The organism is uncultured Capnocytophaga sp. (assembly GCF_938029845.1).
Taxonomy (GTDB): domain Bacteria; phylum Bacteroidota; class Bacteroidia; order Flavobacteriales; family Flavobacteriaceae; genus Capnocytophaga.
Window position 1 is genome coordinate 19979 of the sequence record NZ_CALHGG010000069.1, and the last position, 9891, is coordinate 29869.

General features: G+C 39.5%; 10 protein-coding genes. 2 read left to right on the plus strand and 8 right to left on the minus strand.

What is annotated here, in order from left to right:
- Nucleotides 1–26: 26 nt before the first annotated feature.
- The 5 genes from corA to Q0625_RS04970 all read right to left on the minus strand — a co-directional run bounded on the left by corA (nucleotide 27) and on the right by Q0625_RS04970 (nucleotide 5942).
- Nucleotides 27–1088, minus strand: a complete 1062-nt coding sequence (gene corA / locus Q0625_RS04950; protein ID WP_298824004.1) for a magnesium/cobalt transporter CorA — start codon at nucleotides 1086–1088, stop codon at nucleotides 27–29.
- A gap of 208 nt (nucleotides 1089–1296) precedes the next feature.
- On the minus strand, nucleotides 1297–2274 hold the full coding sequence (locus Q0625_RS04955) for a D-alanine--D-alanine ligase (RefSeq protein ID WP_298824007.1): 978 nt from the start codon (nucleotides 2272–2274) through the stop codon (nucleotides 1297–1299).
- Between the two features lie 10 nt (nucleotides 2275–2284).
- Nucleotides 2285–3634: an MATE family efflux transporter gene (locus Q0625_RS04960; protein ID WP_298824012.1), complete on the minus strand. Its 1350-nt coding sequence runs from the start codon at nucleotides 3632–3634 to the stop codon at nucleotides 2285–2287.
- 74 nt (nucleotides 3635–3708) lie between these two features.
- Nucleotides 3709–5049: an MATE family efflux transporter gene (locus Q0625_RS04965; RefSeq protein ID WP_298824015.1), complete on the minus strand. Its 1341-nt coding sequence runs from the start codon at nucleotides 5047–5049 to the stop codon at nucleotides 3709–3711.
- Between the two features lie 173 nt (nucleotides 5050–5222).
- Nucleotides 5223–5942 (minus strand): YebC/PmpR family DNA-binding transcriptional regulator, encoded by a 720-nt coding sequence (locus Q0625_RS04970; protein ID WP_298824018.1) that lies wholly within the window; start codon nucleotides 5940–5942, stop codon nucleotides 5223–5225.
- A 173-nt stretch (nucleotides 5943–6115) separates the two neighbouring features.
- On the opposite strand from Q0625_RS04970, the gene ricT reads away from it, so the two are divergent.
- Nucleotides 6116–7513 carry a regulatory iron-sulfur-containing complex subunit RicT gene (gene ricT / locus Q0625_RS04975; protein ID WP_298824021.1) on the plus strand — a complete coding sequence of 466 codons (1398 nt, stop codon included), beginning with the start codon at nucleotides 6116–6118 and terminating at the stop codon, nucleotides 7511–7513.
- On the plus strand, nucleotides 7506–7985 hold the full coding sequence (locus tag Q0625_RS04980) for a gliding motility lipoprotein GldH (protein WP_298824024.1): 480 nt from the start codon (nucleotides 7506–7508) through the stop codon (nucleotides 7983–7985). The genes ricT and Q0625_RS04980 overlap by 8 nt, the downstream gene beginning before the upstream one ends.
- 206 nt (nucleotides 7986–8191) lie before the next feature.
- Here the strand turns inward: Q0625_RS04980 and Q0625_RS04985 are convergent, their stop codons facing one another.
- From Q0625_RS04985 to Q0625_RS04995, 3 genes are all read right to left on the minus strand, one after another.
- A complete protein-coding gene (locus Q0625_RS04985; RefSeq protein WP_298824027.1) occupies nucleotides 8192–8896 on the minus strand; it encodes a hypothetical protein in 705 nt (234 codons plus the stop codon).
- Nucleotides 8886–9116: a hypothetical protein gene (locus tag Q0625_RS04990; protein ID WP_298824030.1), complete on the minus strand. Its 231-nt coding sequence runs from the start codon at nucleotides 9114–9116 to the stop codon at nucleotides 8886–8888. The genes Q0625_RS04985 and Q0625_RS04990 overlap by 11 nt, the downstream gene beginning before the upstream one ends.
- Nucleotides 9117–9182: 66 nt before the next feature.
- Nucleotides 9183–9815: a hypothetical protein gene (locus Q0625_RS04995; RefSeq protein ID WP_298824033.1), complete on the minus strand. Its 633-nt coding sequence runs from the start codon at nucleotides 9813–9815 to the stop codon at nucleotides 9183–9185.
- Between the last annotated feature and the right edge of the window lie 76 nt (nucleotides 9816–9891).

Below are 9891 nucleotides of genomic sequence, written 5' to 3' on the forward strand. Positions count from 1 at the left end.
ACTAATCACTAATCACTAATCACTACTTACAGCCACTTCTTCCGTCTGAAATAGATGATCATTCCTATGGTAATCAGTAGCATCACCCCCCAGCAAGCGGGGTAAGCCCACTTGTAGTGTAGCTCTGGCATGTGCTCAAAATTCATGCCATACACCCCTACGATAAAGGTCAGCGGGATAAATATGGTAGAGATAAGGGTCAGTAGCCGCATGATGTTGTTCATTCGGTTACTCATAGATCCCATATAGGTGTCTGTAAGTCCCCAAAGGATATCCCTATAGGAGGCGAGCGTTTCGGCTATTTGTACGATATGGTCGTGCAAATCCCTGAAATAGGGCTTACAACTTCCCTGAATGAGGGAGTGGTTGTTCCGTTCTATACGGCTGATAACCTCACGGGCAGGTGTGATAGACTTCTGAAGGAAAGTTGCTTTTTTCTTCAGTAGCTGTATTTCCGATATCATATCCTCACGAGGATGCGCTATGATTTCATCCTCAATAGCTTCAATGGCATCGCTGACTCTATCCACTATAGCCAAGTAATTATCTACGATACTATCCAAGAGACCAAAAAGCAGATAGTCCGCCGAGGATCTCCTGAGCAAGCTCTCGGGTTCTTGTAGGAGTTTGCGTATAGGCTCGAATACATCACCTCCTTCCGATTCTTGAAAGGAGATAAGGTAGTTTTCCCCTAGTAGCAGTGCCAAGTGCTCGGTGATGAGTTCTCCATTTTGGTAATAGAGCATCTTGATAATCACTAGCAGATGATCCTCCAAAAGTTCTACCTTCGGGCGGTGTTGGGTATCGAGTACGTCTTCCAGAAGAAGGTTGTTCAGTTGGGTATAGCCTCCTATCTTGCGTATCTCCTCTATGTTATTCAGTCCATTGATATTGATCCAAGTGATTTGGTCGTCCTTAATCAGGGACAGAGCTTCTTGAGCAGTGCCTACTTTTTGGGAGTGGAAAGAACTATCGGAATAGGAAATCACATCAATATCCACAAGCTTTTCCTTTTCTCCGAAGTACACCAAGCTCCCAGGGGGCAACCCTATCTTCTTCGCTCTATTAGCCTTTCTTTTCTTACTCATTGTCGGTCATCAGTTATCAGTCATCAGTTGTCAGTTGTTAGTTATCAGTTATCAGTCATCAGTTGTCAGTTATCAGTTATCAGTTATCAGTCATCAGTCATCAGTCATCAGTCATCAGTCATCAGTTATCAGTTATCACTAGTCACTATTCACTATTCATTGGTCACTAACCACTAACCACTAATCACTAGCCACTAACCACTAACCACTAATCACTAACCATCGCTTCTTCAATCGCATTATCAAAGAGGTTTGCCAGAGTAATACCTGCCGCTTTGGCTTGTTGGGGTAGGATACTTGCTTTGGTAAGACCTGGGGTCGTGTTCATCTCCAACAGATGTGGCTGTCCATTCACTAAGATATATTCGCTACGACTGAAGCCTTTCATTTGTAGTAGGTTATATACTCTTAAGGCAATCTCTTCTACTCTTTTGCGTTCTTCCTCACTCAGGCGTGCAGGGGTAATCTCTTGCGATTTGCCTTCGTACTTAGCCTCATGGTCAAAGAAATCATTTTCGGATACAATTTCGGTGATAGGTAGCACACGCTTCTTACCACGGTAAGTGATGACCCCCACCGATACTTCGGTTCCTTTAAGGAACTCTTCGATAATTATTTCACTATCCACTTCAAAGGCCTTCTCTATAGCCTCATCAATATCCTTTTCGTTGTAAGCCTTGAAGACTCCAATGCTACTTCCCGAGCGATTGGCCTTGACAAAGCAGGGCAAGCCTACGGCCTTGATAATCTCTCGGGTGGAGAAGTGCTCGCCACGGTTTAGGTAGTAGGCTTTAGCTCGGGGAATCCCATAAGGCTTAAGCACAGAGAGCATATCCCGCTTGTTGAAGGTTAGGGCAGAGGCATACATACTACAACCAGTGATAGGTATCCCTACAAAAGAGAAATAGGCTTGTAGGTGACCATCCTCACCAGGGGTGCCATGAATGGCATTGAAAGCACACGCAAAGGTGATCTTCTCACCAGCGAGAGTAAGGGAAAAATCATTCTTGTCTATGGGAAACTCCTGTCCTTTGGGGTCGGTATATACCCATCTGTCCTTAGCGATAAGGATAGGGTAGGGGCGATATTTATTTTTGTCTAAGCACTCCACCACAGTGGCAGCACTCTTGAGGGAGACATCAGCTTCTGAGGAGTAGCCTCCCATAAGTATAGCTATATTTTTCATTTTTTTATTTTTATCTGATGATTTTAAAGAATCTTCCTTTTTGTGTAACGAAAAAGGCCTTATAATGTAGGATTAGGATACCTCCACGGAAGAGCATCCATGTCAGTAGTGCTACCCAGATTCCCATAAGACCCCAATGATAGACGTGTTCTACGAAAAAATATATAGGGAAAAACCCTAAAAAAGTGGCTATCAGAAAGCTATTGCGCACAGTTTGGGTAAAGCCCAATCCCTTGTAGAATCCGTCAAAGAGAAAAGCCATCGCATTGATCGGTTGCATGAGCACCACTATCCAAAATGTCTGATAGAAAAGATGGCGAATATCAGTGTCCTTAGTAAGCCATTCACCTATTTGGATATAGAACATAAAATACACTAAGGCAATTGCGCTACCTATTCCCACCACGATAAAGAACAAATCCCGAACCATATACCGAATCGAAACGAACTGTTCACTACTATATAACCTACCTGAAATCACCCCTCCTGCCGAACAGAAACCGTCAAAAAGAAATACAGAGAATAACCAAACTTGGTTGAGTACTGTATGAGTGGCAACGACAGTGCTCTCTTTCCCTCCTCCCAGCTTTGTGGCTGCATAGTACGAGAAATAGAGGGTGGCTTGCATCATGAGCGAACGCAAGAATAGGTCTATACTCATACGTGTATTCTGCATGAATTTCGGATGCAATCTCTTGGTACGCTCAAATCGAAAAGGGGTCTTCGTATATAATAGGTATACGGAAGCCGAGAACATAACAGCTTGTGCCGTAAGGCTTGCCCAAGCCAGCCCACTGATATTCCAGTTAAGTACAAAGACAAAAAAGTAATCCAAGAGCAAATTCGTAATACCTCCTAATATACCGGTATACATAGCCCAAGAGGTATTCTGTAAGCCCCTAAATATATTGTGTATCGTCAGGGTCAAAAATGTCAAAGGTAATCCCCATACACGAATACGGAAATAGATAAGCCCCTTTTCCAAAAGACCTCCTCTGGCTTTGTACAAATCTTCCAATACAAAATTGGTAAAGAAATAGGCAATAAGAGCACAACCTACTGATATTACTACAGATAAGGTGAGCACTTGGGCTACCAGTCCGCGCAATTGTTCTATACGATTCTGTCCGTATGCATACGAAATCTGTGCCGAAATAGCTTTACTTCCTTGAATAAATATCCATACTAAGGCAGTAATAAATGAGGAAACAATACCTACCGCTCCCAGTATATCCTTTGTATCCTCTAAGATATGTCCTGCCATTATTGTATCAGTAAGGGATATAACAGGCTCTATAATGCCAGAGACAAGGGCGGGAAAGGCCAAACGATTGATCTCTTTTATAGGTATTTGTTTCAAAATGAGCTAATTAGATTTACTGTGAAAATACCCACAAAAATACAAATTTTTTTTAGAATAAAAAAGAATTGTGACTAAACACTTGGCAGTACAGATCTTTTATAGAAGAAACTTAAATAGTGAAGAAAGAGGATGCCTCCCCTGAATACTATCCACACGAAAAAGGCAGCCCATATACCCGATAGTCCCCATTCTAATAAATTTTCGCAAACATAAAAGGCAGGCAAAAAGCCCAAGAGGGTAGCGATGATAAAGGCATCACGTAGCACCTGAGTAAAGCCCATACCTTTATAAACTCCCGAAAAAAGGAAGGTAATGGCTGTAATCGGTTGCATGAGTATCACTATCCAAAAATTCTCATAGAAAAGTAAAGAAATATCGGTATTCTCTGTCATGAAAGTGCCTATCTGATAATAAAGGAGAAAATAGATCAAAGAAATAGCAGAGCTTATTCCTAATACCACATAGAAGAGTTGTCTGACCAATTCTCTGATACTCTCGTATTGGCGTGTGCTATAAAGCCTTCCAGAGATGAGTCCACCTGCATTGCAATAACCGTCAAATAGGAAAGTGGAAAAGCCCCAAACTTGATTCAGGAGTGTATGAGTAGCCACGATAGTATGGTCTCCATCAGTGCCCAAGAGGGTTGCCTTTAAAAAAGAAAAATAGAGTACCCCCTGTAACATGGAGGAGCGAATGAGCAAATCCGCACTCATACGGAGGCTTTGTAAGAATTTGGGATGTATTCCTTTGACAATAAAAAACTTAAAAGGAGTTTTCTGGTACATGATAATGACAGAAACGACAAACATCGTTCCTTGCGCTAAAAGACTTGCCCAAGCCAGCCCCTTGATATCCCAATGGAAGATATATACAAAAATGTAATTGAATACCAGATTGATAACCCCTCCCAGAATACTGATATACATACTCCAAGAGGTGTTCTGAAAGCCTCGGAAAATGCTATGTATGGTAAGGGTCAGTAGGGTAAGAGGAAAGCCCCATACACGAATATGAAAATAATCCAAACAATACTCTAGAAGAGTTCCCTCTGCATCATAAAAACGCTCTAAGATAAATTGACTACAAACAAAGGAAAAGATAGAAGATAACAAGGAAATACCCAGCGATAATAGTAGAATCTGAGCAACTAAACCCTTGACCTGAGATAATTTCCCTTGTCCATAAGCATAGGCGACCTGGGAGGTGATGGCGCGACTGGACTGTATGAATATCCATAATAGGGCTGAGAGAAATGAGGAAACTACCCCTACTGCTCCAAGGACTTCCTTCGTATTAAGAGCAATATGCCCTGCCATTACCGTATCGGTAAGGGAAATGACAGGCTCTATCACTCCTGTTATCACAGCAGGAAGTGCTAAGCGGTTAATTTCTTTGGTAGTTATTCGTTTCAAACAATATAATTTTTTGCTTATTGTGAATAAGACTCGGCAAAATTACATTATTTTTTTAGAATATACAAAAGAATAGAGGTTATTTTTAAGAGTTAAATATTTACTTTTTTCACTTTTTAAGAATAGAGTCTTTTAATAAATAGAGTCTGCCCCAAAAGGGCAGCCTCCTAATATTATTCCTCACGTTCTTTCATGGTGTGGTACACATTCTGTACATCCTCGTCTTCTTCTATTTTTTCAAGGAGTTTTTCTACATCGGCTTGTTCTTCAGCAGATAGTTCCTTGGTTACCTGTGGAATACGCTCGAAACCAGAAGATAAGATTTCTATATTGCGCCCTTCCAATTCTTTTTGGATAGCCCCAAAGCTCTCAAAAGGGGCATAGATAAGGATGCCATCGTCATCTACGAATACTTCCTCCGCTCCGAAGTCTATCATCTCTAGCTCCAACTCCTCTGGATCTATACCCTCGGCATTGATACGGAAGTTACAAGTGTGGTCGAACATGAACTCCACCGAGCCAGAGGTGCCCAGTGTGCCATTACATTTGTTGAAGTAGCTACGGATATTGGCTACTGTACGGTTATTATTATCAGTGGCAGTTTCTATAAGAATCGCAATCCCGTGTGGTGCATAGCCTTCAAAGAGGATCTCCTTATAGTTGGCTGTATCCTTTTCGCTAGCACGCTTGATAGCTCGTTCTACGTTTTCTTTAGGCATGTTGGCCGCCTTTGCATTTTGCATAATAGCACGTAGGCGCGCATTGGTTTCAGGGTGAGGACCACCCTCCTTAACTGCCATTACGATATCCTTTCCTATACGAGTAAATGTTTTTGCCATTGCAGCCCAACGCTTGAATTTGCGGGCTTTTCTAAATTCAAATGCTCTTCCCATTTGGTTCTAAATTGTTTTGTTAAAAGTGTGTGCAAATATACAGCTTTTCCTTGAAAAATTTTACCTATAGGACTAAAAAATATTCCTTGAATGAGATGTATGCACTTTTAACTTTTTATTCTTAGCTTTTTTACGTATTTTTGCCCTCTTAGAAAAGTATTGTTTTCCAACTGATGATTTACAACGACGAACCTTCACATAATAAAATTGCTTATAACTACGGAAGTGTAAAGCTCTCCGTCTATGACTGGCTTTCCGATATTCCCCTGCCTGCAGGACAGGAGGCTTTTGACTGCGTGGAAGTACGCTTTAAGAACAGCCGTAAGGAGTTTTTCCGCAATGTACATAAGCTCCCTTTGCAAATAGGGGATATGGTAGCTACCGAAACCATTTCAGGGCATGACATAGGTACCGTTTCTCTCACAGGGGAGCTGGTACGTATCCAGATGAAAAAGAAAAAGGTAGATGACAAGTCACCTACGCTACCTAAAATCTACCGAAAGGCGACCGAGCGTGATATAGAGATATGGAAAGAACATCGGGCTAAGGAGGAGGCACTACAAAAGCGCTCACGTGAGCTAGCTATTGCCTTGGGCTTGGAAATGAAGATCTCCGATGTAGAGTATCAGGGCGACGGTTCCAAAGCTACTTTTTACTATACGGCGGAGGGCCGTGTGGATTTCCGCCAGCTGATCAAGGATATGGCTAAAGAGTTTTCCACCCGTATTGAGATGCGCCAGATAGGTTACCGCCAAGAGGCAGCACGCCTCGGAGGTATTGGCTCCAGTGGACGAGAGATTAGTTGTTCCACTTGGCTCACGGAGTTCCGCAGCGTAACCACAGCCGCAGCACGCTACCAGCAGCTCTCACTCAACCCTCAGAAATTGGCAGGGCAGTGCGGCAAACTTAAGTGTGATCTGAATTTCGAATTGGATTGTTATCTTGAGGCCTTGCGTGATTTCCCACGTACTGACACCAAACTATTGACCGAGAAGGGGATCGCTTCCTGTCAGAAAGTGGATATCTTCAAGCGCCTAATGTGGTTCACCTATGAGGGGGACTTTATCAATTGGCATAAGCTTACGGTAGATCAAGTAAAAGAGATCTTGGAACTAAATAAGCAAAAACAACCCGTGCCAAGTCTTGAGGAATACATACAGGAGGAAGATACGCCAGAGAATGCACTGACTTCGGAAAACGCTCAAGAAGGTAGCCTTACTCGCTTTGATGAAAAACCGAAAAAGCGTAAGAATAAAAAGAAACAGCCCTCTAAGAATGTGACCACAGCCGATAGCGCTATAACCGAAGTTGCAGAACAAACACCTAACAGTGAAAAAATAGAGAAAACTGCGAAAGACAAAGTAGTTCCCGACACAAGAGAAAAGAAAGGAACACCTGAAGGACGCAAACCTCGTCCCGAAAATAAGAAGCCGTTTAACAATGCACCACAAAAGGCTATAAATACCTCACAAAAGCAGGAAAAAGTAGCACCTCAGGTGACCAATCTTAAGAAAAGTACAAGGAAACCATTTAAGAAACCCAATAAAACAGCCCCTAAGTCCGATGAATAGAATTTTTCTTTTCTCAATGGCTTTCCTCCTTTTGGCTAGCTGTGGAGAAAATATACAGTATAGTGAGTATGAGACCCTCCCTCAGGGTTGGTCAGCTAATAAGCCCATTGCTTTTCGCTATCAGGCAACTGATACCCTACAAAAGCACAACCTCTTTATTATGTTGAGGAATAACAATGATTATCCTTACAGTAATATTTTTCTTATTACCAAAATGGAGTTTCCCAACAATCAAGTAGTAGTGGATACGTTGGAATACGAGATGGCCACCACCGAAGGGAAATGGTTAGGCGAAGGTGCCTCCATTAAGGATAGTAAGCTATGGTATAAGGAAGGGGTTACCTTCCCTACTAAGGGAACTTATACTTTCTCCATAGAGCAGGCGGATCGCAGCTTAGGAAAGGAAAAAGGGGTGGAGAACCTACAAGGCATCACCGAAGTAGGGTTCCAAATAGAGGGCAGTGGTCGGTAATAAGTCTCTAATAGTTAGTAGAGGCTATCATGTTCCCTAAAAAATTAGCTCTTGCGGAAGAACTCCTCAAGCATGCTATATTTCCAAAGGAATTGCAGGAAAAAATGAAAAAAGAATCAACTCTGAATTAGCACATTTGATAAGGAAAGAAGAGGGAGTATAGGGGAAAGATTCTTAAAAAATAGTCTAGGATAGTATTTGTTTTCCTATTTCAGTAAAAATTCTCCAGTAACAATGTAATGTTTAATTTTATGTCCTTCTATAGTTATAAATTCCTCTTCCACTTCAAGTGTAGGTTTACAGACCATTCTTATATTATAAGCCTCACGAGTTGTTGCTAACCATTTTTTCTTGTGATGTAAATTTGATTTATACATTTTGTCAGCAATAATACTATCATTTCTAAAATTATAGGTAATAGTTTCGTACCACTCACTATAAGGCACTCGTTCTTTGGTTAAAGTATATAGTTTATTGTCTTTCAACTCAAAATTTGCATACGACCATAACTCTATGGGTTCTTTTATCTTAACCAAAGTATCTCCAATGACATCAACAAAACGATGATTTATATTAAATTTGTTATGATACATTTGTCCATCATCTGAAAACAAAACCAAACAAATATCTCCATAATAATAATAATATACTTCATTGAGTTTTAAGTCTGATTTTTTTAATTGTATTTGTCTTTCTTGTTCTCTTTTATAAGCAAGAAATTTATCAAAATAATCATAATAAATAACCTGTCTTTTTGAATATTTCTGAAAAAAATCAGAGTGGTAAGTTTCTAAATAATTAGCATATTCTTTTTCTTCTTTTTCTTTTTCTTGCTTTTTCTGTGCTGTTTTACAAGAAATAAACAAAAACAATACTAACAATCCTATAATAAATTTACTATTATTTTTCATTTTCTTTAATATTTCCTCGTTGTTCAAAATAGATATCTTCTGCTTGTTTTGATATAAAAACAATACCTGTCCGGGAAGGGGTGCCTATCCCTTTAAAGTCTGATAAAATTAATGTGTTTTCATCTACAAAATAGAACTCTTCGAATTCTATATCATAAGAATCTATACCAAATTCTTCATAAATGTCTGTAATTGCAATCCATTTTATATCTTTCCTCATGGTGCTTGTACATTGACAAAATAGTATAAAAAGTAGTATGCCAATTCCATCTACAAGTGAAATTTTTTAGTTGATTCTGTCTCCAAAAGACCAATATCCATGTCTATGTTCAATAAGTTTTCCTGTATTACCATCTATAAAAAAAAGTTCGGAACTACCATTAGTTTTTTTCCATTCAATAAACCAAATAGTATTTTCTTTATATGACATTTTTAATATTGTTGTTGTGTTTTTGGGTAATGTGTAATTTATAGCTCCTTTTGGAATATTCCGAATCCCCTTTTTTTTGCAAAAAGTTAATATTTTATCAAATGTAAAAGGACATTCAATGTCATGATTTACAATTTTTTCGATTTCTCCATTTTCTTTAAAATAATAATCAGTATTAAATAAGTTATTTCTTGTATTAAGACTAATATACTTACGATAAATATTCCCATTATGATAGTATTCTTTTATTACTGTATAATATGAGTTTGAAGGTGTTCTATAACAAATATAATAAGGTTTCTCCTCAGTATTTTCACGCTCTTCTATTTCTATATAAGAACCATCAGGAAGAAAGTGTCCTTGTTCGTCTATATATGCCAATAAAGAGGTGTCAAGTCGTTCAAAAGAAGCATCTATTTTAGGATAGTTAGGTCTTCCACAATGACTGAATAATAATATAAAGAAAATAAAAAAAACAACTCTTTTCATAAATTAATTGGCTAATAAATTATAAACGTGTTTAAACTTTTTTGAGGAACTTGGAGATAAACCCTAATAGGAGCAT